Genomic DNA, 24,361 nt, shown 5'->3' with positions numbered 1-24,361 from the left:
CACCCTCTCCCACAAGGGGAGAGGGGAAGAGCGCGCCGGATTTGTCAGCGAGCACCACTTCATGAACACCGCCTTCCTCATTCAGCTCCTGGTCAACGGCCTCGTGGTCGGCACGCTCTATGGCGTGGTCGCGATGTCGTTTGTGCTGATCTACAAGGCTAGCCAGGTCGTCAATTTCGCACAGGGCGAGCTCTTGCTTGTCGGCGCCTGGGTGTGCTGGACTTTGCTCGCGAAATACCAGGTGCCGTTCTGGATCGGCATGCCGATGACGCTGGTGTTCATGTTCGTGTTCGGCATCGCGGTGCAGGTCCTGATCCTGCGACCGATGATCGGCGAACCCATCATCTCGGTCATCATGGTGACGATCGGCCTCTCCACCGTGCTGCAGGCCACGCTGAAATGGATGTTCGGCGTCAATCCGCAGCCGTTCCCGCGCGTGTTCGAGAGCCAGTCCGTCAGCCTGCTCGGGCTCCAGATCCAGACCGTCTATGTCATGAGCCTCGTCGTCTCGATCGCGATGATGATTGGCATGGCCTGGTTCTTCCGCGCGTCAAAGTACGGCCTTGCGATGCGCGCCACTGCGTTCAACCAACAGGTCGCGCAATCGCTCGGCATTTCCGTGAAAAGCGTGTTCGCGATGGCCTGGGCGATCTCCGCAACGGTGTCGGCGGTTGCAGGCGTTGTGGTCGCCGTCGTGAACGGCGTATCCTCGGGCCTTGCCGCCTATGGGATCAAAGTGTTTCCGGCTGCGATCCTCGGCGGGCTCGATTCCGTCGGCGGTGCCGTGCTCGGCGGCATCATCATCGGATTACTCGAGAACATCGCGCAATATGTCGACAGCGAATACCTTCACTGGGGCAATCTCTACGAGATCGCGCCGTTCTACGTCCTCATCATCGTGCTGATGATCAAGCCCTACGGCCTGTTCGGCACCCACGACATCGAACGGATCTGATCTATGGCCGGCCCCGCCCTCATCCCTGCTGGTGATTTCCGCACCTCTTACGCGGCCGACACCACGATCTTCCCGACCGCCACCAGCCGCAATTTTGCGATCGCCGGCGTGCTGGCGCTGTGTCTCGTACCGCAATTCCTTGGCGGCTATTGGCTCAGCATCCTGATCCAGATCGGCATCTTCTCGATCGCTGCGCTTGGCCTCAACATCCTGGTCGGCTTCACCGGCCAGATTTCGATCGGCCATGCCGCTTTCTTCCTGCTCGGCGCCTTCACCTCGGCCTACATCTCCAACAGCACATCGATCCCGGTGTTCTTCGCGATCCCCCTCGCGGGCGTCGTCACTGCGCTGGTCGGGCTGATCTTCGGCATCCCGGCGGCGCGGCTGAAGGGGCTTTATCTCGTGATCGCGACGCTCGCAGCACAATACATCCTGCTCGACTTCTTCTCCCGCGCCGAATGGTTCACCGGCGGCTCGGTGCCGGCCAGCGCCAATCCGTTTTCGATCTTCGGCTACACGCTGCGCGGCGACAGGCAATATTTCTACGTCGTACTCGCCTACGTAGTTGCAAGCTACGTCCTCGTCACCAATCTGATGCGCACCCGCGACGGCCGCGCGCTGGTGGCGATTCGCGACCATTATCTCTCCGCGGAGATCATGGGCATCAATCTCACCAAGTATCGCACGTTGTCATTTGGGCTCGCCGCCTTCTTCGCCGGCATCGCCGGCGCGCTCTACGCACACTACCAGCTCGTGGTGTCGCAAGAGGGCTTCGGCATCGAACGCTCGATCCTGTTCCTGGCCATGATCATCATCGGCGGCACCGGTTCGATCATGGGCACGCTGATGGGTACCGCGTTCGTGGTGCTGCTGCCCGAGACGATGGAGTTCCTCAGCGTGGCGCTGAAGGGCGGCGCGATCGACAAGGCGCTGTCGCTCAACAACAACATCACCTTCCTGCGCGAGATCGCGATCGGGGTGATCATCATCGCGTTCCTGATGTTCGAGCCGGATGGGCTCGCCCATCGCTGGCGGCAGATCAAGGCATACTGGAAACTCTACCCGTTCTCGCATTGAGCGCGGGCAACTCGCAAACCAACAAATAAACAGGAGGAGGCAACCAATGAAAACTAAATCCCTTTTGAGCACCGCGTCACTTGCGCTGGCGATCGCCGCATTCTCGTCAGGCGCGCAGGCGCAGATCGCGATCGGGCATCTCGCCGATTATTCCGGCGGCACGTCCGACGTCGGCACGCCCTACGGCCAAGCCGTCGCCGACACCTTCGCCTGGGTCAACAAGAACGGCGGCGTCGGCGGCAAGCAGCTCAACGTCGACACCAACGACTATGGCTACCAGGTACCGCGCGCGATCGCGCTCTACAAGAAGTGGTCGGCGCCGGACTCCAAGGTCGCGGCGATCATGGGCTGGGGCACGGCAGACACCGAGGCGCTGACCGGCTTCCTCGCACAGGATAAAATCCCCGACCTCTCCGGCTCCTACGCCGCTGCCCTCACCGATCCCGAAGGTGTCAGCGGCAAGGCCAAGCCCGCGCCCTATAATTTCTTCTATGGTCCGAGCTATTCGGACTCGCTGCGCGCGATGCTGATGTGGGCAGCCGAAGACTGGAAGGCCAAGGGCAAGTCCGGCAAGCCGAAATTCGTCCACATGGGCGCCAACCACCCCTACCCGAACGCACCGAAGGCCGCCGGCGAAGCCATGGCGCAGGAGCTCGGCTTCGAGGTGCTGCCGCCGCTGGTGTTCGCGCTCGCGCCGGGTGACTACAGCGCGCAGTGCCTGAGCCTGAAATCCTCAGGCGCCAACTACGCCTATCTCGGCAACACCGCCGCGTCCAACATCTCGGTGATGAAGGCCTGCAAGACCGCCGGCGTCGACATCCAGTTCATGGGCAATGTCTGGGGCATGGACGAGAACGCCGCCAAGACCGCAGGCGATGCCGCCGACGGCGTGATCTTCCCGCTGCGCACCGCGGTCAGCTGGGGCGGCGATGCGCCCGGCATGAAAACGGTAATGGAGATCTCGAAGATGTCCGACCCGACCGGCAAGGTGTATCGGCCCGTGCACTACATCGCGGCGGTGTGCTCGGCGCTCTACATGAAGGAGGCGATCGATTGGGCCGCCAGGAACGGCGGCGCCACCGGCGAGAACGTCGCCAAGGGCTTCTACCAGAAGAAGGACTGGGTGCCGGCCGGGATGGAGGGCGTCTGCAATCCCTCGACCTGGACCGACAAGGACCACCGCGGCACGCTGAAGGTCGACCTCTACCGCACCAAGATTGCGGGAGCGACCGACGGCGACCTCAACGACCTCATGGCCAAGGGCGCGATCAAGCTCGAGAAGGTCAAGACCGTCGAGCTCCCGCGCAAGCCGGAATTGCTGGGCTGGTGAGCTTAGCGCTCACCTCACACACAAATGTCATCCCCCGCCTTGTGCGCAGCGCGCACTCGAGCGGGGAATCCAGTACGCCGGGGCCTCTCCGTGAGTCTCAGGCGTCGCTGGAATACTGGGTCGCCCGGTCAAGCCGGGCGACGACAGCGGAGTATGAGGCATGACCGAAATTCACGAAGCAGCAGCTCGTCCCTCCCCCGGCATCGTACCCGCACCGCCTCTCCTTGCCGTGCGCAACATCGAGGTTGTCTATGACGACGTCATCCTGGTGCTGCGCGGTCTCAGCCTCGACGTGCCCAAGGGCGCGATCGTGGCGCTGCTCGGCGCCAACGGCGCTGGCAAGTCGACGACGCTGAAGGCGATCTCTGGGCTGCTCAAAACCGAGGACGGCGAAGTCACGCGTGGCGAAATCTTGTTCGAAGGCGAGCGCATCAATGGCATCGACCCCGACAAGATCGTCCGCCGCGGCATCTTCCAGGTGATGGAGGGCCGGCGCATCGTCGCCGACATGACCTCGCTGGAAAACCTCAAGCTCGGTGCCTTCACCCGCAGGGACCGCGAGGTCGGCGCCGATCTCGATATGGTCTTCAACTATTTCCCGCGTCTGAAAGAGCGCACCGGGCTTGCCGGTTATCTCTCCGGCGGCGAACAGCAGATGCTCGCGATCGGCCGCGCACTGATGGCGCGCCCGAAGATGATCCTGATGGACGAACCCTCGATGGGCCTGTCGCCTCTGCTGGTGAAAGAGGTGTTCTCGATCATCCACAAGATCAACCGTGACCTCGGCGTCACCATTCTCCTGGTCGAGCAGAACGCCCGCGCCGCGCTGTCGGTGGCAAGCCACGGCTACATCATGGAGCAGGGCAAGGTCGTGCTCGACGGCACCGCGGACGAATTGCGCGACAACGAGGACGTCAAGGAATTCTACCTCGGCGGCGCCGGCGACCAGCGCAAGAGCTTCAAGAACCTCAAAAGCTTCAAGCGGCGCAAGCGCTGGCTTTAACCTTCCAATACCTGTTCCGCTTCCGTGACTGCGCAGAGAACATGATAGAACGACGACGCAGGAATGGTGTCGATCAGCGATTTGCCGTCGCGCTCGAACTGGTCGTACCAGCCGCCCCGCACGGGATGGCTGAGATAATGCCGTTCGAGCCGCGCCAGCGCCACGCGCGCCTCGTCCGCCGCGCCCGCCTCGCCGGATTCGGCCTGCGCGATCCACGCCTTCGCAATCTCGGTCTGTGGCCACAGCCGGCGCGTAGTGCGGCGAATGTTGCCGGCGTCGTCACCCTCGTCGATAAGGCAGCCGGTGGCCTCGTCGCGATAGCGCAGCGCGGTTTCCAGCAGCTCGGCGCGCCGCTGTCCGGTCGGGCAGCCCGTGATGCGTTCGAACCCCTTCAGCAACCAGACCCATTCCGCCTGGTGGCCGGGCTCGACGCTGACCGGCGCGATCTTCGACCAGTCCTCTTCGAAATATTCGCCGAGCGCGCGCGTCCGCTTGTCGTAGAGATTGGCGAGGAACAGCGCGAAGAACTCGCCGGCACGGTTCTGGAACGACAAATCGTGGGTCGCGTCGAAGCACGCGATCATCGCCTCGAACAGATGCATGTGCGGGTTCTGCCGGCGCGGCAGCGAGACCGGAAGGCCTTCGTGGACGCCGCCGTGCGGCGAGCGCAGATGGCCGTCGAGGAAGGCGAGCAGCGCGTCGATCTCGGTGCGAATTTGTGCGTCCTGGTCGAGCGCATAGACGGCCGCGAGCGCAAACAGGATGAAGGCGTGGTCGTAGGCGTCGCGCCGGCCGTCCAGCACCGCGCCCTCCGGCGTCAGCCGGTGCACGTAGCCGGGCCGGCCGTCGGGCGCCTTTGCCTTGGCGAGCAGATGCTCGAGGCCCTTCAGTGCGACGGCGCGCCCCTCAGGGTACCAGCCCATCTGCGCAGCCTTGGCGTAGCACCAGATCTGGCGGGCCTGCACGAACACCCGGCGCGGCGCGGCGCTGTCCGCCGTGCCGTCACGATGCAGCCGATCGATGAAACCACCCGCGCCATGGTCCCAGCCGACCGTCCACCACAACGGCAGCGCCTCGTCGATCATGCGGCGCTTCAGGCGCGGCACGACGTCCGACGCCTCGTCCGCCGCACTGATTCCCTCGTCCGCCATCGCGTCCTCTTCAAACCTCGTCCATGGCCGTCTGATACCCATGCCGGCGGCGGCACGCAACGGATGCCAACACGGAAAGATCAGCCATGACCGCCCATTACGACGCCCTCGAGACGCGCGAGCAAGCCGCGCGCGAGGCCGATCTGTTCGCCCGCCTGCCCGGCGTGCTGCGCTCTGCGATGACCGCGCCCGCCTATGCTGATCGGCTGAAAGGCCTGGATCCGGCTACCGTGACCTCCAGGGCGGCACTGGCCGGCCTCCCAGTGCTGCGCAAGTCGGAACTGCCGGCCCTGCACAAGGCCTCCAGGCCCTTCGGAGGGTTCGTCGCGGCGGCGCCCGGCTCGTTCGCCCGCCTCTTCACCTCCCCCGGGCCGATTTTCGAGCCGGAGGGGCGGCAGGCCGATCCGTGGCGCGGCGCACGGGCGCTGTTCGCGGCCGGGTTCCGGCCCGATGACATCGTGCTCAACACCTTCAGCTATCATCTCACTCCCGGCGGCTTCATCTTCGATGCGTCGGCCCGCGCGCTCGGTTGCGCCGTGATCCCGGCCGGTCCAGGGAATACCGAGCAGCAATTCGAGCTGATCGAGGCTTACCGTCCCGTCGGCTACAGCGGCACGCCGGACTTCCTGAAGATCTTGCTCGATGCTGCCGCAAGCTCAGGACGCGACGTCTCCTCGATCAAGAGCGCGCTGGTCTCGGGCGCGGCCTTCCCGCCCTCGCTCCAGGCGGAGATCAAGGCGCGCGGCATCGACGCCTACCAGGCCTTCGGCACCGCCGATCTCGGCCTCATCGCCTTCGAGACGAGCGCGCGCGACGGCATGGTCGTGAACGAGGATCTGATCATGGAGATCGTCAAGCCCGGCACCGGCGATCCCGTGGCGTCCGGCGACGTCGGCGAGATCGTCGTGACTTCGCTCGACCCGCACCATCCCTGGATCCGACTCGCTCTCGGCGACCTCACCGCGGCACTGCCGGGGACCAGCCCCTGCGGGCGCACCAACATGCGCATCAAGGGTTGGATGGGCCGCGCCGACCAGACCACCAAGGTCAAGGGCATGTTCGTCCGCCCCGAGCAGGTCGCCGAGATCGGCAACCGCCATCCCGCGCTCGGAAGATTACGCCTCGTCGTCACGCGCCAGGGCGAGGCCGATGCAATGACGCTGAAAGCGGAGACGGCGGTCGCAAACGACGCGTTGCGCGAGGAGATTGCAGGCACCTTGCGCGCAGTGACGAAGCTCGGAGGCGAAGTTGAATTGGTGAGGCCCGGCGCGCTGCCGAACGACGGCAAGGTGATCGCGGACGAGCGGTAACGCTGACCTCGTTCTGGTAACAGCGAATATTTCACAACGCTGAGCCCCGTTCAGGTGTAAATCTGCGCAAAACTCCCGGAATATCCGAGACTTACGCGGCCCTGGCGAGCAGCGGGCGGAAAATAACAGGGAATTCCCAACCGCTATCAGGGAATTGCCTGGCAAAGAACAGCGAACTTGCCGAGCCGTAGCAGGGAAGCCGATCAGTGGCCCAGCAAGCGCACGAGAAGAACCATCTGATCTCCTGACCCGCCAGACCATCAGGACGGAGTGAAGCGAAGCTTGCTCGCGTCGGGAACTTCTTCGGCATGCCGTAGACCGGCATCTTGTCACCGCCTTGTGATGAATTTCAAAAACGCGATAGGAGGCCTCTACATTCGCCAATTGGACTCGCCCGCTACCCCATAGCCCTCGAATCCGCAATATCGGATTTTGAGCGTTTACCAATGGGGTGAGCCGCTCTCTGCTGTTGCTCCCTCTTGGGCTAACGTTTCTCCGGACCAGCGAACCTGAAGGAGAAACGAACATGGGCGTCCCGTTTGATCAGCAGCGGCTTGACGACGATCCGCCATGGCACGTCCGCCACGCCCCTCCCATCCACAAGCGTCGCGGTCGCCCACCCAACCATCCGGCACAGCAGGACTTTACGCTCAAGCAGATCGACAGGATCTATCCGTGGCTGTGCAGGCGGCTCAAGGCTAATCAAACCGCTCCGGAACGCACCGTCGCGCGTATCGCGATCAGCGAGCGCGCTTACCGCCTGTTGGCATTCTGGGCGCGCAAGCGCCTAAAAAATGTAGATTGGACGACTCTCCGCAATAGCCACAGCTTCTGGAAGGGCGGGCACCTTCACCCCGAAGAACGCTGCAGGGATTCGGAGGACTTCGAAGCGGAGATCGAGCGCCAGTTTCCGCGGCCTTCCGATCGTGCACTGTAACCGCCAATTTCCGTGAGCGAATTCCCAGCCCTGATCTGCAAAACCTCTCCGGGGCAATTCGCCCTAAGAGAACTCAATCAGGAGAAAAGCCTTGCAGATCGAGCACCTGTCAATTGACGCGTTGAGGCCCTATGCAGGCAATGCCCGCACCCATTCGCCGAAGCAGATCAAGCAGATCGCACAGAGCATCAAGCGGTTCGGCTTCACCAATCCAATTCTGATCGATGATGAAGGTCAGGTCATTGCGGGCCACGGACGACTTGCAGCCGCAAGCATGCTCAACCTCGGGACGGTGCCCTGCGTCCGTCTCTCGCATCTTAGCGAGACGGATACGAAAGTGAGCTGCGAGCGGCCCCGTCGCGCCTCTTGCAGAAACGCGACAGAAAGCGTGATCGCCATCTTTAAGCGGCTCGCAATGGAGCCCGTGATGCTTACCACAGATGGCCGTCGGCAAAAGGTCCCCCGAGCCGTGGCTGTCCTGTTGAAAAACTACAATGCGGCTCTTCAAGGCGACAAGAGCGCCCGGAACAATATCTGGCGACTTTTGGAGCGAACCGGAGAGCTGATCGATCAGAATGACCCCGCAATAGCAGGCAAGCCAATAGTCGTTCCCGAACCGATTTGGGATACGAAAAAGCTCCTGGAGGAACACGGCGTCGGCATCGTTGAGGGCAAGCCTAGCCGAACAGCCTAATTAGCGCTTCGCCGCGTTGCCGGCCAACTCCTTCGCTAAATCCAGAGCTGCAACCCCAATTGATCCAAAGAATTAAATTTCCAGCACCAACCCCGAACGAACAGGTCTTTTGCCAAGCTCAAACACCTGCTCCGCAACGCAGCCGCACGAACCGTCGATGCGGTCTGCGCCGCCATCGGAACTCCTTAGCGCCCTCAAGCCCGAAGAATGCGCGAACTAGTTCAAAACTCAAGCTATCGAAGCTAATGCCATCACGCTTTAGTCTCCTCCTTGCTGCGGGAGCTGCGGTTGTCATCGATCACAGCGGTCACGCCATCGATGAACGCTTGACACTCAGCGTGGGTCTTGAACGTGCCCTTGTACTTCCCAAACAGGAAAACGGTGCGCCCGTGACCCTTTCCGAAGAAGTATTGGCCGACGTGTCCGCCGCCTTCGTCTTTGAGCTCAATGCTACCAAGGCTTTGCACTGACTTGAGGTCTGTCTCTGGTAGCTTGATCCGCACACCTGTCTCCGTGATTCTCGGCGGGCTCCGCCGGGCTAAGGACGTTAGCGGCCTCATCGTCGACTGGCGTTTCTAGCAGATCAGCGCTTCGTCGCGTTACCAGCCAATTCCATCGCTAGGTCCAGAGCTGCAACTCCAATTTGATCTGAAGAATTAGATTTGCAGCGCCGGTCCATCCAAGCAACGATCGCGGAGAAATCGCCGCCGCCGACAATGTCCCTCTCAGCACTCACGTTTAACCCGCTGACGAAGCCCACGACCCAGGATTCAAAGGCTGCCTTTACAACCGGATTCTTCTTCCTACTCATCCAGGCGGTACAAGATTGCGAACCAGCGCCTACGATCGTTGATCCCGCGTTCAGGCTTGTTATTGGCAGAAGCAGAATGGCGATGGCGGCCAGCCCTTTTTTCATCATTTGCTCGCTCGAAAAGAGTTACTGGCGACTAACCTACATCCGAAAGCTCGCTTTGACAGCTTGGACGCTGTTCATAAGAGTAGCATCATCACTATGGCAAGCGCTCGTCTCATCTCGTCCTCGACCGAAAACGGCTACTTCCAAGGAGGCTCTATCTGTTGCTTTGCCCGACGGCGCAAGCTCCGTTTCGGTTTTTCGATGCGCCTGCGCATGGGAATGGACGCTTCTACGGCCGATCGCTATCTCAGGCTCGAATCCGGCCAGTGAGGAACCTCATCCGCGCGGCGGGATCGACGCAAGTTCTGCCGCACCATCGCGTAGAGCACAAACAGGCCGATGGTGATCGCGACAGCCAGCAGTGGGAAAATGTAGTTCATGCAGCCTCGAAGACTAGCAGCCCGTCCAATCGGCGCGACGCTCTCCGGCCTGAGACCCTACACTGCCAGTTTCCTACTCAGCTCGTGGTTCTCATCCGGCATTCCGCTTGAAGTGTTTGAGCCCCCGCCGTTGCCGCGAGAGAGCAGCCTTCTCATACCGTTCCAAGCTCGACAAATATCTCATTTGCTTTGGTTCCGCGCCCTCGATCACCGCCAACATCAGAATTAACCTAAGAGCTCGCAGGCGATCCTGGCGGCTCCTAGCTTGAGCCAAATCTTGAACTGCGACATGCATGTCCGTACCTTTGAAGCCTTCCGCAAAGACTGCATCGAAACCAGAACCGGCGGGTTCGTCCCAACGAGATAAGCCATGCCGATAGGCGTTGCGGCTCGATGCTGTTTTGCCGACGCTTGTTTGCGGCCCGGTACTCCTCGCTGCGTTTGCGCGATTGGCTTCGATTTGTCGCTTTGACGCCAACTTGCCTCCTTGATTTCACTATCTCGCAATCGAGCGATCCGCTTTATCGCGAAGACCACGGCCTCAATCCTCGGTTACCGCGCCTCGGCGATGCGACGGAGGATACGACGGATCCGGCAACAACGGCGCAATGAACGTATGTAGGTTTGATCCATCAAACAGATAGGCGGCTATTCCGGCCGCTTGTGCCGCAGCAAGATCGCTCTGCTTGTCACCGACCAGGAAGCTAGCATCGATGTCCACCGAATACCGCTCAAGGAGGGCTCTGATCATGCCCGGCTGCGGCTTACGACAGCTACAGAGGACACGGTAACGCTCAACCGGACCATCGGGGTGATGGGGGCAGAATTCGAACGCATCGATACGGGCACCAACCATAGCAAGTTCACGCGACATCCATTCGTGCAGATTGCGAACATGCCGCTCCTCGTAAAACCCCCTCGCGATTCCTGATTGGTTCGTCACGACAAACGCAAGATACCCGGCGTCATTGACTGCTTTGACGGCCTCTTGCGCTCCTTCCACCCACCGGATCTGGCCGGGATCGAAAGCGTAGCCGTCGTCCTCATTGAGGACGCCATCACGATCGAAAAATACTGCCGGACGCTTCAAATCCCAGGGGCCCAAGTTGGAGGCAATACCCACGATCTTCCGACAATCACGGCTTCATTTCAACATGTCATGCGACCGGACAATCGTTCTCGGCGAGCGCGCCTTTTGTATCCAGGTCTTTGCGGTTCATGCGTGAATTGGCTTCGTTTTGTCGGTTTATACCGGTCAGCCTCGTCCCGTCCCTGCCCTAAGCCCGTGAGAACAAGAGCGATTCCTGTCGCTGAAACGAGCAAGATTGTTGCTGCAGAAAGGACTGGCCTTCATTCGCGATTGGAGCGTTACTGATTCGACCGGGCGCCACCTGCGATCCTAGCGCCGGTATCTCGCCTCGCGGACGCGGGGCTTCAGGCAGTGCGGCAAATGAAGCCGCTTGTTTTTGCGTAGGAGATACCGGTGACAACAGTTCAAACAAACGGCGCCGATGCGCCCAATCATATCATCAGGTTCAACCACAATGACCGTCGCCACTTCATCGGCGGCTCGGATGCGCGTGTCATCATGGGTGATGATCAGGACAAGCTCATCCGCCTTTGGCAAGAGAAACGTGGAGAGGTCGCACCAGAAGATCTCTCGGATAATCTCATCGTCCAGCTCGGCACGATAACAGAGGTCCTCAATCGCGCCTGGTACCAGCGCTCAACGGGGCAAACCATCTCAGACATCCAGAAGCGCGTTCGCCATCCCATCCACAAATGGATGGCGGCAACACTCGATGGCATGGTCGAGCAGATCGGAGCGGTGTTTGAGGCCAAGTTCATGCTGCCTTGGGCCTTTACAGAGGAAGCCGCGGCCGAGAAACATATGGCCCAGCTGCAGCACAACATGTGGGTCACAGCGTCCCGCAGCGCCGTTCTCTCGATCATCACCGGCGGTGGCAAATGGGTTGAGATCAAAATCCACGCCGATCCGCTCTATCAGCATCTGCTCCTCACCGCCGAGAAGAAATTTTGGCGCTGCGTTCAGAGCGGCGAGACGCCTCTGCTCTTCAACATCGAAACGCCGCGACCAAGGCTGGAGGCCGTTAAGGTCGTCGATATGTCTTCGTCCAATACTTGGGGCGAGTTCGCTGCAACCTATCTCCGCACCAAGGACGCCCACGGGGAGCACGAGCTCTCTAAAGCTGAGTTGAAGAAGCTCGTGCCCGAGGATGCCAAGGAGGCAAGCGGGCACGGGATCAAGGCCAAACGCTCCAAGTCCGGGGCCATCAGCTTCGACGCTCTCGCTGTGGAGGCCTCCGATGCATCAATCCAGTGAGCGGATCGGGGCGATCGCGGGCGCCCTCGCCCGGGCGCAGGCCGAGCTAACCAACCCGGAAAAGATCCTGACGGCGGTGATCCGGTCCCCCTTCCCGCGGGAGGACGACCGGACCTTCCGCTACGCCTCCTTGGCCTCCGGCCTGGACCTTGTCCGCAAGACCCTCAGCAAGCAGGAGATCGCAACCGTCCAGACCACAAGGATCGACTCCAGCAGCGGCCAAGTGCGTCTCACGACCCTGCTGGCCCATGCGTCCGGCGAATGGATCTCCTCCGATTGGCCGGTCTGCGCGGCAAAGGAAATCGAGGCGCCACATCGGATGGGTGCCTCATTGACCTATGCCCGTCGCTACGCCCTATTTGCTCTGGTTGGCATTGCCGGTGAGGACGACCTCGACGCTCCCGATGCAATCGCCGGACCTCCCGCTGCAGCCGAGCCGCAAACGGTTCCCGGCCAAAAGGGAAAGCCTGCCAAACCGGTTTTGAACCGGCCGGCTGTCCTGAAGCCTCAGCAATCGGCGGAGCTACGGGAGCGGCTGCTGGCCGAGCTGGCGGCAGCCTTGGGGAACAGCGACGACCTCCTGGCTTGGGCCAAAGCCAGCCTTCCCCTGAAGAACACCCTCCTGGAGGCCGACGCCCGGGCGCTTGAGGCGGCCTATCAGGTGAGGTTCGAGGAAGCTGATCTGCCACCATCGGAGGCCGAGCGCACCACCGGACAGGAACCGGCGGAAGAACTTTCCCTCTCCCAACCCGCTATCCCCGGCTCAAGCTCGGAAGGGCCGGCGGATCAGCCAAGGAGCGGCCTCGCCTTCCCCAAAGAGCCCCCGCGCAAGCGGAGCAAGGCCCACCTTGCTTTTATCCGGGCACAGCCCTGCCTGGTCTGCAAGCAGGCTCCTTCCGATGCGCATCACCTCAAGTTCGCCCAACCGCGAACACTCGGGCGCAAAGTCAGTGACGAATTCACCGTCCCATTATGCCGCTCTCACCATCAGGCTCTCCATCGACATGGCAACGAAAAAGCATGGTGGGTGGATATGCAGATATCGCCGTTGCCTCTCGCGAGCGAGTTATGGGCAGCGAGCCCCGTTCATGACCACGCTAATCCGAACGTGGCCACTTTCGATGCTTTATCGCAGGCCGGGCCGGAGGTCACACGTCAATGAATGGCCCCTTCAGCAACGCCACGCCTGCAACCACATCCGCTATTCCGGTCGATTTTCAAGTCCTATGTCCAGCTCCCCAACTTCTGCCCGGCGAAAGCATCGAGCAGTATCGCGCGCTCCAAGCCGTCATCTTTCGCGACATAGCCCCCCAATCGGCGATCGAGTGGCTGCTTGTCATTGATGTTGCAGAGCTGTCCTGGGAGATACAGCGCTATCGAATTCTGCGGCATAAGCTGCTGGAATCATATCGACAAAAAGCAATAGAGATGGCACTTCGTCGGATAGATGTGCCCGGTATCGTGTCCGACGTCAAAAATGACGCCGAACCCTACATCGTTCAGAACGCGCTCGAGTGGCGGCTCGATCGCATTGCGGCAGACGAGATCGAAGCACGTCTCGCAACATACGGATTCGATCAGCACACCATTAGCGTGGAAGTTTACGTGCAGGCCCGCGAGATCTTCACGCTATTCGAGACGCTAATCAACGCGGCACAGTTAAGACGGCTGGTCTTGCTCAAGGAACTGAATAGCGGCGGCCGAATGCATGACCCGGCTACTTTCATCCGCCCTCAACCCCGGGTCCGATCAAGAACGAGGTACAGTCCGCTCCTGCAGAAGCAACCCAGCGCGGCTCCGAGATCGTGAAAGCGAACACCATCGACCATGCGCCCGAAGGAGTGGCCGATATGCGAAGCGTCGTCATGATAGACGCGAAGTGGCGGAACTTCATCATTTGGTCGACCGATGGCAGCGGCAATTACAAGAGCGACACAGGAGTGCTCTCAGGCAACAGCGTCGCGCTCAAGCAGGTAGAGTCAACGCTCCACCAGGATTTGAATGCCGACGGTGTCATCGATGTCGCTTCGGCTCCTCAAGCGGGAGCGGTCGCGACCAATACGCTCCTCTCGCACCGCTTTGAGTTTGCCCCTTTGAACATCCCCGAAGTTGTCGCTCAATCGTCGTCCTTTCGTGAATTGCCCCAATCGACGACAATCATCATCGACTCCAACGGTGAAACTCAGGCCTCCGAAGTGCACCATCCACGCATTGGCGACGTCGCACCTAATCACCATCCGGATGGGTTCATCTTAGTCTAAGCCCCTCCCGGAGCTTTGTGACGACGCACGCCTCCGCTGCTGACGGATGCCACTGCATCAATGCCAAGCCTTCGATCTCGGGCGCGATGCAGCTCAACGCTCAGCCGGCGAAGAGCTCCTATGTACCAGTCCAGTAAGCATCGGACCATCGAAACCGCTCTCGCACGAGCCCAGCTGAAGTGATGAACCCGAAGAAGACGCTGACCGTCCTCATCAGATCGCCCTTCCCGCGGGAGGAGAATTGCTATCCGCTGCCCCTCCCCGTCCCCTTGCGAGCGCCCTGACCTTGTATGTAAGTCGGTGACCCAGCAGGCTATCGCCACCATCGGGATCGAGCAGACAACCGCCAAATTCACCCCACCAGCTTGCTAGCCACGTTTCAACGAATGGGTTTTCTGCCCTGCGCACATTGTCCACTCTCCTTAGCTAATGCCGGATCGGCCCGTTGAATGAGGGATGACCACGAATTATTGTGATTGTGAGAAGATTCTGGTTCTCAATGCGGGGACGCCACACACGACATCGGCAGATTGTAGAACAGTCAAGCGCTTGTCCACAAAGATGGAAGAATGATGCCCGATCGAGTACTCGTGACCGGCGCGAACGGTTTCGTTGGGCGTCATATTACACCCATATTGGAGCGCGAAGGATGGTCGGTCCGGCGGGCGGTCCTCCACCCTGAGGGCATAAACAAGGAATTTGTAATCGAACCGATCGGGCCCAACACCGATTGGTCCGCCCCGCTCGAAGGCATCGATTGCGTTGTGCATCTCGCCGCTCGAGTGCATCACAAGCACGAGGAGCATGCGGTCGAACTTTACCATGATGTCAACACTGCTGGCACGTTGCACCTGGCGCGGTGTGCTGCAAGGGCGGGAGTGCACCACTTCATCTTCGTCAGCACAGTTCTTGTAAATGGCCGCAGCAGTGATGGCCGTGCCCCTTTTAGCGAGGATGATCTCCCCACACCAGAAGGGCTCTACGGCAAGTCCAAGGCAGCGGCGGAGGCTGGGCTAAGGATGCTGGCGCGCCAATGCACGATGAAAATATCGGTCATTAGGCCGCCGCTCGTCTATGGTGCGGGCGCTAAAGGTAATTTTGCGCTGCTCACGCGAGCCGTTAGATTGGGCCTGCCATTGCCCTTTGCAGCGATCCGAAATCGTCGCGCCTTCCTCGCAGTGCAAAATCTCTCATCCTTCATTCTGCGCCGACTTGCACATACGGATCCGGGAAGCAACTTCGAACTCTTTCTCGTCGCCGATGAAGAGCAGGTCTCGACCCCTGAATTCATTAAGCGCCTCGCAGTAGCGGCCGGCCAGAGACCGCGACTGCTGAGCCTACCGCCGAAGCTTCTCACGAATCTACTCGGCCTGGCGGGTCAGCAAGGTATGCAAGACAGTCTGATCGGCTCGCTTCAGCTCGACACCTCCAAGGCTATTGCTACGGGATGGCGACCGCAAGTTTCGCTCGACGAGGGTCTGCGGCTCGCCTTGTTGCAGACTGAGCGCACATAGATGCCTGAACGGTCTTGCGCAGCTTGGCAGCCAACCCCAATCTGAGGTGTCCCAAATCGCTCGTAGGAATGATGAACATAGTTAGCTGTAGGAGCATAGTTGCCGATTCCCCGGTTGGGCGTCGCGATCTGCTGATTCGCGAGCTGACCAGCGCGTTTGTAAGCACGCGATAGCCTACTCACATCGGTCTAGCTCGAACTCGGCAACGTTCCTTGAGAAACCACGTGCATATCGCTCACCATGGAAGATGGAGGGCGACAAATGCTACAGTTGCACTTAGCAACACTATCCAAAGCAAAGCCCTGATCGCCGCCCACATACTACTTGCGCTTCTAAATTCCTTCGCACTTCGTTGGGACACTAGCCATTCGCCTCCATTGTACTGCGTGCCGTGACCGTCAGATCACTTCGGCAGCCGCTTCGGTCTCAGGATGCGCGATTTTATTCGCGATGCTTGCATTTGTTCAAAAAGCGCCACGCTTCCTCCGGGCAAGTCATCTGCATAAGTCGAACTATCATGCGCTCTGTTCGATGTGACTAGCCGAAGTGCTGATTGATTATTGTCATTTGCACCCACTTGCTACGCGGCAACTCCAGGTTCATTCTACAGCTTTTCGATGAACAACTACAACCTAGCGGGATATCTTCGAATACTCCTGATAGACTTGCTGTAACCCTTGGTAGAGCGGAGTCTCGGCCCGCCAGCCGAGCTGGACAAGGCGGGTTACGTCGAGCAGTTTGCGCGGCGTGCCGTCAGGTCGAGAGGTGTCAAACGTGATCTCGCCGCCGTAACCGACTATGTCGGCGACCACATGTGCGAACTCGGCGATGCTGATGTCCTCGCCCGTGCCGATGTTGACCAGCTCGGCGCTTGAGTAGGTCTTCATCAGGTGCACGCAGGCATCCGCCATGTCGTCGACATACAGGAACTCGCGCCGCGGCGTGCCGGTACCCCACACGATAACACTCTCCGCGCCCGCGAGCTTCGCTTCGTGGAAGCGGCGGATCAGGGCCGCGACGACGTGACTGAATTCGGGATGATAATTATCGCCGGGGCCGTAGAGATTGGTCGGCATCACGCTGATGAAGTCGCATCCGTACTGGCTGCGATAGGCCTCCGCCATCTTGATGCCGGCGATCTTGGCAATCGCATAAGGTTCGTTGGTCGGCTCCAGCGGGCCGGTCAGCACCGAATCTTCGTGTAGTGGCTGCGGCGCCATTTTCGGATAGATGCAGGACGAGCCCAGAAACATCAGCTTCTCGGCGCCGTTCTGATGCGCGGCCTGGATCACGTTCGCCGCGATCGCGATGTTGTCGTAGATGAACTCGGCACGCAGCGTGTTATTGGCGACGATGCCGCCGACCTTGGCCGCGGCGAGGAAGATCACCTGCGGCCGCGTCTTCGAAAACCAGTCGAACACCGCGGCTTGATTGCACAGATCGACCTCGCGCCGGTCCACGGTGACGAGCTTGACGTCCTCCCGTTCGAGCCGGCGCGCAATCGCGCTGCCGACCATGCCGCGATGGCCGGCGACGTAGACGCTTTTGCCTGTCAGCTCAAACGGTGCGTTTGCCACTGCCAGCGTCCCGCTTTGCGTTCGCCAGATCGCTCGCCATCATCTCCGCGACGAGTTCTGCAAAGGTCCGCTTCGGCTTCCAGCCAAGCACCTCGCGGGCCTTGCTGGCGTCGCCGACGAGGAGATCGACTTCAGTCGGACGGAAATAGGTCGGATCGATCTTCACGACCGTCTTGCCGTTCTTCTCATCGACGCCGGTCTCGTCGACGCCCTTGCCGTGCCATGTGATGCGGCGGCCGACTTGCGCGAACGAGAGCTCGACCATCTCGCGCACCGAGTGCATCTGGCCGGTGGCGAGGACGAAATCGTCGGGCTTGTCGGCCTGCAGGATCTTGTGCATGCCTTCGACATAATCCCTGGCGTGGCCCCAGTCGCGCTTGGCCGAGAGATTGCCGAGATAGAGCGTCTCCTCCAGCCCGACCTCGATGCGCGCGACGCCGCGCGTGATCTTGCGGGTGACGAAGGTTTCACCGCGGATCGGGCTCTCATGGTTGAACAGGATGCCGTTACTCGCGAACATGTCGTAGGCTTCGCGGTAGTTCACCGTGATCCAGTAACCGTAGAGCTTTGCCACGCCATAAGGCGAGCGCGGGTAAAACGGCGTCGTCTCTTTCTGCGGGATCTCCTGCACGAGGCCATAGAGCTCAGAGGTCGAAGCCTGGTAGAACCGCGTCTCCTTCTCCATGCCGAGGATGCGGACCGCTTCCAGAAGGCGCAGCACGCCGACGCCGTCGGCATTGGCGGTGTACTCTGGGCTCTCGAAGCTGACGGCGACGTGGCTCTGGGCGGCGAGATTGTAGATCTCGGTCGGCCGTATCTGCTGCACGAGCCGGATCAGATTGGTTGAGTCGGTCATGTCGCCGTAATGCATTAGGAACGGCACGTTGCCGACATGCGGGTCTTTGTAGAGATGATCGACCCGGGCGGTGTTGAACGAGGACGAGCGCCGCTTGATGCCATGCACGACATAGCCGAGCGACAGCAGATATTCGGCCAGATAAGCGCCGTCCTGGCCAGTCACACCGGTGATGAGAGCAACACGTTGACTCATGACTTACTTATTCCCGCACCATTTGAAATGGATCGATGCGCACAGAGCGCCGCGCACTTTGCTCTTCTTGGCCATATCGTCCCTCGCGGGTCAACCCCAGGGAGCCGCCCGGCACGGGTAAGCCGGGAGCGCGGCCCCAGATTGGACCTCGAACACAATCATGATACAGTGGCACAGAGATCGGGCCGCATCAGCAGCTTCCTCCGCCCCGCAGAGACCGCAATGTCGAGCCGAAATGAACCGAGACCGAGAGAACACGGCGATCAACCAGGTGCTGCGCCCTGCGGTTTTCTTCGATCGCTACGGCGTTCTGAACGTCCATAGCGAATATCTGTTTGAGATCGACAAACTCAGCTGGATCGACGGCGCCATCGAGGCCGTAAAGGCGACCAATGAAGCCAGGTATTTCGCCTTCGTGATCAACAACCAGCAGGGTGTGACTAGGGGCTTCTATCACGAGGCCGAGATCTGTCGGCTGCACTTTTGGATGGCGGAGCAGCTGATGGCTTGCGATGCGCGGATCGATGCTTTTGGAATATTGCCCGATTCATCCGAACGGACAGTGACCCCCTTAACGGCGCAACAGTGACCGCCGCAAACCGCAACCCGGCATGATCATGGACCTCCTCAGCGAGTTTCCCGTCGACGCGAGCAGGACCTTCGTGGCCGGCGACAGGCCGTCCGGCATCGAGGCCGCGCGCACAGCCGGATTGCCCGGCTATCTCTTTACGGGCAAAAGTCTGCGGGAGCTCGTCCTGCCGCTTTTGCCAGCCGGATAACGTCGTGGAGAAGACTCCCGGCTTCATCCTCGCGACGGAGTTTTATCCGCCGGATTCGAGCACGACCGCGACCTATCTCGGTGCGATCGCGAATGCAATCGCCCTCGACATGCCGGCGGTCGTCCTGTCGGGGACGCCGGGGTCCGCACGACCGGTAGCGACCGGCGGGAACACACCCGAAATCATCGAGATCGCGAACTGGAGACCGCCCAAGCACGCGCTCGCACAACGCCTCATCGCGAGCACTGCGTTGGCGATACGCTTGTTCTGGGCCGTTTACAGACGTGCACGTCCCGGCATCGTGGTCATGTCGGTCACGAGCCCCTTCACCCTGCCCTACGCGGTCACGCTCGCCGCAAGGCTGCGCCGCGCAAAGACCGCGCTGCTGATCTACGACCTATATCCGGAGGCCCTGGTGGCCGCCGGCATAGCCCGTCAATCGTCGCTCGCCACGCGCTTCTTGCGCCTTGCCAACGGCTGGCTGTTCAGATCCCTAGACGCGATTTTCGTCATCGGCCGTGACGTCGCCCCACTGCTGCTGAGCTATCCGCGCGTGCGAGCAGACAGCATTCATTTCGTGCCGAACTGGACGCTGCTGCCGATCGGTTTCCGCGCGCCCGACGATAGCAGCAGCTTCAGGAAGCCCTATTCGGCGAAGTTCGTCGTCGGCCTCTGCGGCAATCTCGGCTTCACGCACGCGCCTCGCACCGTGTTCGAAGCCGCACGACTGATGCGACATGAGACCAACATTCACTTTGTTCTCTCCGGCTGGGGCGTCGGCTGGACCGAGCTGAAAACCCTTCAAGCGGCGGAGAATCTGGACAACGTCACATTGCTGGACCCCGTGCCCGAGAACCGGCTTGCCGAATTCCTGGCGGCGGCGGACGCCTGGGCCATCCCCTATCGGCGCGACGTCGCGGGCGTCTCGATTCCCAGCCGGCTCTACAATTTTCTTGCTGTCGGGCGGGCCGTTATCGTCGGAACGGAGCCGAACGCGGAGGCCGGGCTTGCGGTCGCCGAGGAAGACATCGGCTGGATCGTGCCTCCGGAGAATCCCGCCAGGCTCGCGCAAGCGATTTCCGAAGCCGCATCCGATCGCCAGGCGACGCTTGAACGCGGCCGTCTTGCTGCGGTGGCCGCGCTAAAATACAGCGAGCAGGCTTCGACGAAGCGCTACCGGGACATCGTAAAGAGCTTGCGCGAGAGCGACCGCTAGAAGTTCCTGATCAGCCGAATGACCTCGTCCTGTTGCTCGCGAGTGATCTCCGCAAACATCGGGAGCGAGAGGATCTTGTTCTGATCATCGAACGCCCTCGGAAAGTGTTCGGGGCGATGCGCGAAGCGCGCGTAAGAGGGGAGCAGCGGCAGCGCGGTGGGGTAGTTGATCGCGGTCTGGACTCCGTTCTCGCCCAGATACGCCGCGAGAGCGTCACGCTTCTTATGCTTGATCGTGTAGAGATGATAAACGTGGGTGCGGTCAGGCGCGACGCGGGGCACCTCCATACCATCGAGCTGATTGAGACCTGCATCATAGACCGCCGCAGCATCCTGCCGCGCCTTGGTCCAGGCCTTCAGGTGGTTCAGCTTGGCGGACAGGATCGCCGCCTGCATCCCGTCGAGCCGGCTGTTGATGCCTTCGATCAGGTGCTTGTGCTTCACGAGGCCGCCGTGCCGGGCCAGCATGGACATGTGCTCTGCCAGTGCCGCGTCCTCGGTCACGACCGCGCCGGCGTCGCCGAACGCGCCCAGATTCTTGCCCGGATAGAAGGAGTAGGTCGCGGCCGCCCCGAAGGTCCCGATCGGCTGGCCCTTGTATTGCGCAAGATGCGCCTGGGCGCAGTCCTCGATGACCCAGAGGCCGTGCTTGTGCGCGATTGCCATGATCGCGTCCATGTCTGCCGGCTGCCCGTAGAGATGCACCGGGATGATGCCGACCGTGCGCGGCGTGATCGCCGCTTCGATCGCCGCGGGGTCGATCGTGAAGGTCTCGCCGTCAGTGTCGCAGAACACGACCGTCGCGCCGGCATGCGTGATCATCGCGGAGGTCGATATCCAGGAATGCGCCGTCGTGATGACCTCGTCGCCCGGCTTGACTTTGAGCGCTGCCATCGCGAGGTAGAGCGCGTCGGTGCCGTTGGCGCAGGACACGCAGTGCTTGACGCTCGCCGCCGCCGCGAACTCCCGCTCGAAGGCATCGACATAGGGACCGCGGATGAACGCGCTGTCGCGAATGACGGCCGCGATCGCACCGTCGATCTCGTCCTTGATCGACTGATACTGGAGGCCGAGATCCGCGTAAGGTACCCGCATGAATGCTACTCCCTAGGTCTTGCCCTTGAGGCGGCGGGCGGGATTTCCGGCGTAGCTGCCCGGCTCGGTGATGTCTTTCGTGACCACCGAGCCTGCTCCGATCACGACGTCGTCTGCGATCGATACCGGCATGATGGTGGCGTTCGAACCGATCGAGACCCGCTTGCCGATCTTCGTCGAACGCCACAATTCGCGGCGGCCACGGGCCGGCCCACCGGTCGAAAACGTGTCGTTAATGAACATCACGCCGTGCCCGACGAAGCAATCTTCGCCGATCGAGACCAGCTCGCAGATGAAGGCATGCGACTGCACCCGGGTCCGCGCGCCGACGACGGCGCCGGTTTGGATCTCCGTGAAGGGACCGACGAAGCAGTCGTCCCCGATCTCGCAGCCGTAGAGATTGCAAGGTTCGACCAGTTTGACACGCTCGCCAAATTTGACGTCACGCACGGCGACCTGGTGCACTTGCGGCCTTCCGCTCACAAAATTACACCAAGCTTGCTCCGCCGCGGCTCGAAGCGCAGCGCAACTTCCTGCCCCGTCTCGATGGATTCGTAGAGGGCGGAGATCAGTTCGAGGCTCTTGCGGCCCTGAAGGCCGTCGACCAGCGCGGCGCGCTGATGCAACAGGCAGTCGACGACGTGCTGATAATAGGCCTGGTGGCCGAAGCCGTAGACGTTGGGCGGATTGACCGAGAACTTCTCGATGACGACCTTGTCGCTCGGTAACTCGTCGACGAAATTCCAGTGCCTGATCTGGTTGACTGCGAAACCTGCGATCTCCACGGTGCCTTTCTCGCCAAGGATGGAGAGAGAGCCTTCGAGATCCTTTGGCCGAACCGCGGTGGTGGCTTCAATGATCCCCAATGCGCCGTTGCGGAATTTTACCGTCGCCACGGCGGTGTCTTCGGTCTCGACCTTCACCAGGGCGGTCGTGGCCCGGGCATGAACGCTCACCACGTCCCCGAAGAACCACTCCAGCATGTCGATGTGATGACTGGCCTGATTGGTGAGGACGCCGCCGTCATAGGCCCAGGTGCCGCGCCAGGCGTCCTGATCATAGTAGCTTTGATCGCGGCACCAGCGCACGCGCACCGTACCCAGGATCAGACGACCGAAGCGACCGGCTTCCAGCGCCTCGCGCGCCTTGACCACAGGAACGTTGAAGCGGTTTTGCTTGACGACGAAAAGCTTGACGCCGGCCTGGTCGCAAGCGCGCATCATATCATCTGCATCCTGCAGCCGAAGCGCCATTGGCTTTTCGACAACAACGTGTTTCCGCGCCCTCGCGCAGGCAATTGCATGTTGGGGGTGCATGCCGCTTGGCGTCAGCACCGCAACCGCATCAAGATCGTTCCGCGCGAGAAAGCCATCGATATCATAGTGTGCCGGAACGCCGAACTTCGACGCAATTGCATCCGCGCGTGCCCGAATGGGATCGCAGACAGCGACGAGACTGGCCTGGCCGACATGACCGCCGCCCAGCAGTTCGGAGTGACGCTTGGCAATGCGCCCGCACCCTAGCAAGCCAAATCTAATCATGGCAGGTCCTTTATCCAGTCCGGGCGGCAGCCGACTTTAGGTCATACTCGCACAAGGTGCCGAGTGCGTGTCGATACGGCGTGTCTATATTCCGAATAGCCTATATAAATCAAGTCGTTTAGGAGCCCACTCCGCATTGGAAGCGCCATCGTCGATTAGAAAATTTTCGGAGAGACAACAAGTCCAACCCGGATGATAGACTTGACCGATCAATTCGCTTAACACTTAGGAACAGGAGACTAGCCGCTTGATCTAATTTGTCCGATCCGTTGCCTACAAGCGACGCCAGCCGATGACCGCTCCAATCTTACAAAGTGTTTGGTCGCGCCGATTCCTGTTTCTGGGAGTGATGGGCCTGACATTTGCTGTGCTTGCCACGGCCATTTTCGTAATGCCCAAGCGCGTGCAGATTCGATCATCGATCGAAATTGGCACTGCCGTTCAAGCGCCCGACCTGGTCGCGAGGCGGATCACCGGCGTCTATGCACCCGCCACGCTCTTGGCAATCGCTGGAAAAGCTAAAAACCCTTCCGTTTTGGCGAGTCTGCAAAATCCGATCGTCGAGGGCTACGGCGGTTCTGTATTGATCGTGAACACCATACCACCTCAATTCGAGAGCGATGCCAAGGCGTTTCAGGAGAGCATCACCGACCAGGTAATGGAGGATCTGGCACCTGGTGCTCGCGCACTACGTGAAAACATCGCGTCCCGAATCGCCCTGGGAACCAAAACATCCGAACAACTTGAACGGCAGGTCAAGGATACCGCGCGGGAGATCGAACGCGTCGATACCTTTACAAGCAACCTTCAGCGCCAGTTGGAATCTCCACAGGCAAATCTGGCGACGCGAGATCCACCGGCATCGCAAACGGATGAAATCAACGCCGATCGAGCCCGTGCCCGAGAATTGCGCGAAACGATTTCAAATCAATGGACGTTGGCGGGGGAACTGGCGCTCGAGCGATCAAGACTTGTTCGTGATCTTACGACAGCGGAGCGGGAGCACAGTGCGCAGATGGCGACCCTAGTCGCCGCCCAGTTTGAACAGAGTAACTTCAAGGACCCTCAGGTATCACAAATACCGACGGTGATGCCGGTAACGAATGTCTGGGATCGACCAAGCTTGTTAGTTATTGCACTCGGAATGTCTATTCTGACTGCATTCGGATCTGTTGTGCTGGTTCAAAATATTACTGAGAGAAGAACATGAATGGTAAGCGCGATTTTTTGT

The 24,361-nt window shown here is 60.6% G+C and carries 26 protein-coding genes and 2 pseudogenes; 17 read left to right on the top strand and 11 right to left on the bottom strand.

Going from position 1 to position 24,361, the window contains the following annotated elements; genetic code table 11:
- Positions 1-61: 61 nt before the first annotated feature.
- The 4 genes from IVB41_RS27695 (at position 62) to IVB41_RS27680 (ending at position 4,365) form a co-directional block, all read left to right on the top strand.
- Positions 62-955 carry a branched-chain amino acid ABC transporter permease gene (locus IVB41_RS27695; RefSeq protein WP_027519025.1) on the top strand — a complete coding sequence of 298 codons (894 nt, stop codon included), beginning with the start codon at positions 62-64 and terminating at the stop codon, positions 953-955.
- A gap of 3 nt (positions 956-958) precedes the next feature.
- Positions 959-2,032 carry a branched-chain amino acid ABC transporter permease gene (locus IVB41_RS27690; protein WP_027519026.1) on the top strand — a complete coding sequence of 358 codons (1,074 nt, stop codon included), beginning with the start codon at positions 959-961 and terminating at the stop codon, positions 2,030-2,032.
- A 46-nt stretch (positions 2,033-2,078) separates the two neighbouring features.
- The gene (locus tag IVB41_RS27685) at positions 2,079-3,362 is read left to right on the top strand and encodes an ABC transporter substrate-binding protein (protein ID WP_247437197.1); all 1,284 of its coding nucleotides are present in this window, start codon (positions 2,079-2,081) and stop codon (positions 3,360-3,362) included.
- A gap of 160 nt (positions 3,363-3,522) precedes the next feature.
- Complete coding sequence (locus IVB41_RS27680) at positions 3,523-4,365, top strand: ABC transporter ATP-binding protein (protein WP_027566795.1); 843 nt, start codon at positions 3,523-3,525, stop codon at positions 4,363-4,365.
- Here the strand turns inward: IVB41_RS27680 and IVB41_RS27675 are convergent.
- Positions 4,362-5,516 carry an AGE family epimerase/isomerase gene (locus tag IVB41_RS27675; protein WP_247437195.1) on the bottom strand — a complete coding sequence of 385 codons (1,155 nt, stop codon included), beginning with the start codon at positions 5,514-5,516 and terminating at the stop codon, positions 4,362-4,364. The genes IVB41_RS27680 and IVB41_RS27675 overlap by 4 nt on opposite strands.
- 86 nt (positions 5,517-5,602) lie before the next feature.
- Here IVB41_RS27675 and IVB41_RS27670 point away from each other — a divergent pair, with 86 nt between their 5' ends.
- The 4 genes and pseudogenes from IVB41_RS27670 to IVB41_RS35965 all read left to right on the top strand — a co-directional run.
- Positions 5,603-6,826, top strand: a complete 1,224-nt coding sequence (locus IVB41_RS27670; protein WP_247437192.1) for a phenylacetate--CoA ligase family protein — start codon at positions 5,603-5,605, stop codon at positions 6,824-6,826.
- 526 nt (positions 6,827-7,352) lie between these two features.
- Positions 7,353-7,763 (top strand): hypothetical protein, encoded by a 411-nt coding sequence (locus tag IVB41_RS27665; RefSeq protein WP_247437190.1) that lies wholly within the window; start codon positions 7,353-7,355, stop codon positions 7,761-7,763.
- Between the two features lie 91 nt (positions 7,764-7,854).
- Positions 7,855-8,457, top strand: coding sequence for a ParB/Srx family N-terminal domain-containing protein (locus IVB41_RS35835; RefSeq protein ID WP_346770875.1), 603 nt, complete (start codon positions 7,855-7,857; stop codon positions 8,455-8,457).
- Positions 8,458-8,565: 108 nt separating this feature from the next.
- A pseudogene (locus IVB41_RS35965) lies at positions 8,566-8,677 on the top strand (IS630 family transposase); the annotation flags it as partial.
- A 31-nt stretch (positions 8,678-8,708) separates the two neighbouring features.
- Here the strand turns inward: IVB41_RS35965 and IVB41_RS27655 are convergent.
- From IVB41_RS27655 to IVB41_RS27640, 4 genes are all read right to left on the bottom strand, one after another.
- Complete coding sequence (locus IVB41_RS27655) at positions 8,709-8,960, bottom strand: hypothetical protein (RefSeq protein ID WP_247437189.1); 252 nt, start codon at positions 8,958-8,960, stop codon at positions 8,709-8,711.
- A gap of 80 nt (positions 8,961-9,040) precedes the next feature.
- A complete protein-coding gene (locus tag IVB41_RS27650) occupies positions 9,041-9,376 on the bottom strand; it encodes a hypothetical protein (protein WP_247437187.1) in 336 nt (111 codons plus the stop codon).
- A gap of 239 nt (positions 9,377-9,615) precedes the next feature.
- Positions 9,616-9,753 carry a hypothetical protein gene (locus tag IVB41_RS27645; protein ID WP_187436379.1) on the bottom strand — a complete coding sequence of 46 codons (138 nt, stop codon included), beginning with the start codon at positions 9,751-9,753 and terminating at the stop codon, positions 9,616-9,618.
- 541 nt (positions 9,754-10,294) lie between these two features.
- Positions 10,295-10,843, bottom strand: coding sequence for an HAD-IIIA family hydrolase (locus tag IVB41_RS27640; protein ID WP_247438207.1), 549 nt, complete (start codon positions 10,841-10,843; stop codon positions 10,295-10,297).
- A gap of 393 nt (positions 10,844-11,236) precedes the next feature.
- On the opposite strand from IVB41_RS27640, the gene IVB41_RS27635 reads away from it, so the two are divergent.
- From IVB41_RS27635 to IVB41_RS27615, 5 genes are all read left to right on the top strand, one after another.
- Positions 11,237-12,097: a YqaJ viral recombinase family protein gene (locus IVB41_RS27635; protein WP_247437185.1), complete on the top strand. Its 861-nt coding sequence runs from the start codon at positions 11,237-11,239 to the stop codon at positions 12,095-12,097.
- Positions 12,081-13,259, top strand: a complete 1,179-nt coding sequence (locus tag IVB41_RS27630; RefSeq protein WP_247437183.1) for an ERF family protein — start codon at positions 12,081-12,083, stop codon at positions 13,257-13,259. The genes IVB41_RS27635 and IVB41_RS27630 overlap by 17 nt, the downstream gene beginning before the upstream one ends.
- Positions 13,256-13,906 carry a hypothetical protein gene (locus IVB41_RS27625; protein ID WP_247437181.1) on the top strand — a complete coding sequence of 217 codons (651 nt, stop codon included), beginning with the start codon at positions 13,256-13,258 and terminating at the stop codon, positions 13,904-13,906. The genes IVB41_RS27630 and IVB41_RS27625 overlap by 4 nt, the downstream gene beginning before the upstream one ends.
- The gene (locus tag IVB41_RS27620; protein ID WP_247437179.1) at positions 13,903-14,358 is read left to right on the top strand and encodes a hypothetical protein; all 456 of its coding nucleotides are present in this window, start codon (positions 13,903-13,905) and stop codon (positions 14,356-14,358) included. Before IVB41_RS27625 ends, IVB41_RS27620 begins: the two co-directional genes overlap by 4 nt.
- A 569-nt stretch (positions 14,359-14,927) precedes the next feature.
- Entirely contained in the window at positions 14,928-15,872 is a 945-nt protein-coding gene (locus IVB41_RS27615; protein ID WP_407062503.1) for an NAD-dependent epimerase/dehydratase family protein, read from the top strand.
- Positions 15,873-16,504: 632 nt separating this feature from the next.
- On the opposite strand, the gene IVB41_RS27610 is transcribed toward IVB41_RS27615, so the two are convergent.
- Both IVB41_RS27610 and gmd read right to left on the bottom strand, forming a co-directional pair.
- Positions 16,505-17,449, bottom strand: coding sequence for a GDP-L-fucose synthase (locus IVB41_RS27610; RefSeq protein ID WP_346770874.1), 945 nt, complete (start codon positions 17,447-17,449; stop codon positions 16,505-16,507).
- Positions 17,430-18,500, bottom strand: a complete 1,071-nt coding sequence (gene gmd, locus IVB41_RS27605) for a GDP-mannose 4,6-dehydratase (RefSeq protein ID WP_247437178.1) — start codon at positions 18,498-18,500, stop codon at positions 17,430-17,432. Before gmd ends, IVB41_RS27610 begins: the two co-directional genes overlap by 20 nt.
- Positions 18,501-18,771: 271 nt before the next feature.
- Here gmd and IVB41_RS27600 point away from each other — a divergent pair, with 271 nt between their 5' ends.
- Genes IVB41_RS27600 through IVB41_RS27590 form a run of 3 tightly spaced genes read left to right on the top strand, consistent with a single transcriptional unit; the run spans position 18,772 to position 20,495 of the window.
- Positions 18,772-19,089, top strand: coding sequence for a hypothetical protein (locus tag IVB41_RS27600; RefSeq protein ID WP_247437167.1), 318 nt, complete (start codon positions 18,772-18,774; stop codon positions 19,087-19,089).
- Between the two features lie 22 nt (positions 19,090-19,111).
- A complete protein-coding gene (locus IVB41_RS27595; RefSeq protein ID WP_247437165.1) occupies positions 19,112-19,279 on the top strand; it encodes an HAD hydrolase-like protein in 168 nt (55 codons plus the stop codon).
- 4 nt (positions 19,280-19,283) lie between these two features.
- Positions 19,284-20,495 (top strand): glycosyltransferase family 4 protein, encoded by a 1,212-nt coding sequence (locus tag IVB41_RS27590; RefSeq protein WP_247437154.1) that lies wholly within the window; start codon positions 19,284-19,286, stop codon positions 20,493-20,495.
- Here the strand turns inward: IVB41_RS27590 and IVB41_RS27585 are convergent.
- From IVB41_RS27585 to IVB41_RS27570, 4 genes and pseudogenes are all read right to left on the bottom strand, one after another.
- A complete protein-coding gene (locus tag IVB41_RS27585; protein WP_247437144.1) occupies positions 20,492-21,589 on the bottom strand; it encodes a DegT/DnrJ/EryC1/StrS aminotransferase family protein in 1,098 nt (365 codons plus the stop codon). The genes IVB41_RS27590 and IVB41_RS27585 overlap by 4 nt on opposite strands.
- A gap of 12 nt (positions 21,590-21,601) precedes the next feature.
- The gene (locus tag IVB41_RS27580) at positions 21,602-22,072 is read right to left on the bottom strand and encodes an acyltransferase (RefSeq protein WP_247437142.1); all 471 of its coding nucleotides are present in this window, start codon (positions 22,070-22,072) and stop codon (positions 21,602-21,604) included.
- Positions 22,069-22,812 carry a Gfo/Idh/MocA family protein gene (locus tag IVB41_RS27575; protein ID WP_247438185.1) on the bottom strand — a complete coding sequence of 248 codons (744 nt, stop codon included), beginning with the start codon at positions 22,810-22,812 and terminating at the stop codon, positions 22,069-22,071. The genes IVB41_RS27580 and IVB41_RS27575 overlap by 4 nt, the downstream gene beginning before the upstream one ends.
- 18 nt (positions 22,813-22,830) lie before the next feature.
- Positions 22,831-23,130, bottom strand: a pseudogene (locus IVB41_RS27570) (Gfo/Idh/MocA family protein); the annotation flags it as partial.
- A 292-nt stretch (positions 23,131-23,422) separates the two neighbouring features.
- On the opposite strand from IVB41_RS27570, the gene IVB41_RS27565 reads away from it, so the two are divergent.
- Entirely contained in the window at positions 23,423-24,340 is a 918-nt protein-coding gene (locus IVB41_RS27565) for a hypothetical protein (RefSeq protein ID WP_247437140.1), read from the top strand.
- Positions 24,341-24,361 lie beyond the last annotated feature (21 nt).

It is taken from the genome of Bradyrhizobium sp. 44 (assembly GCF_023073095.1).
Taxonomy (GTDB): domain Bacteria; phylum Pseudomonadota; class Alphaproteobacteria; order Rhizobiales; family Xanthobacteraceae; genus Bradyrhizobium.
This window is presented reverse-complemented; position numbering and strand designations above follow the sequence as displayed.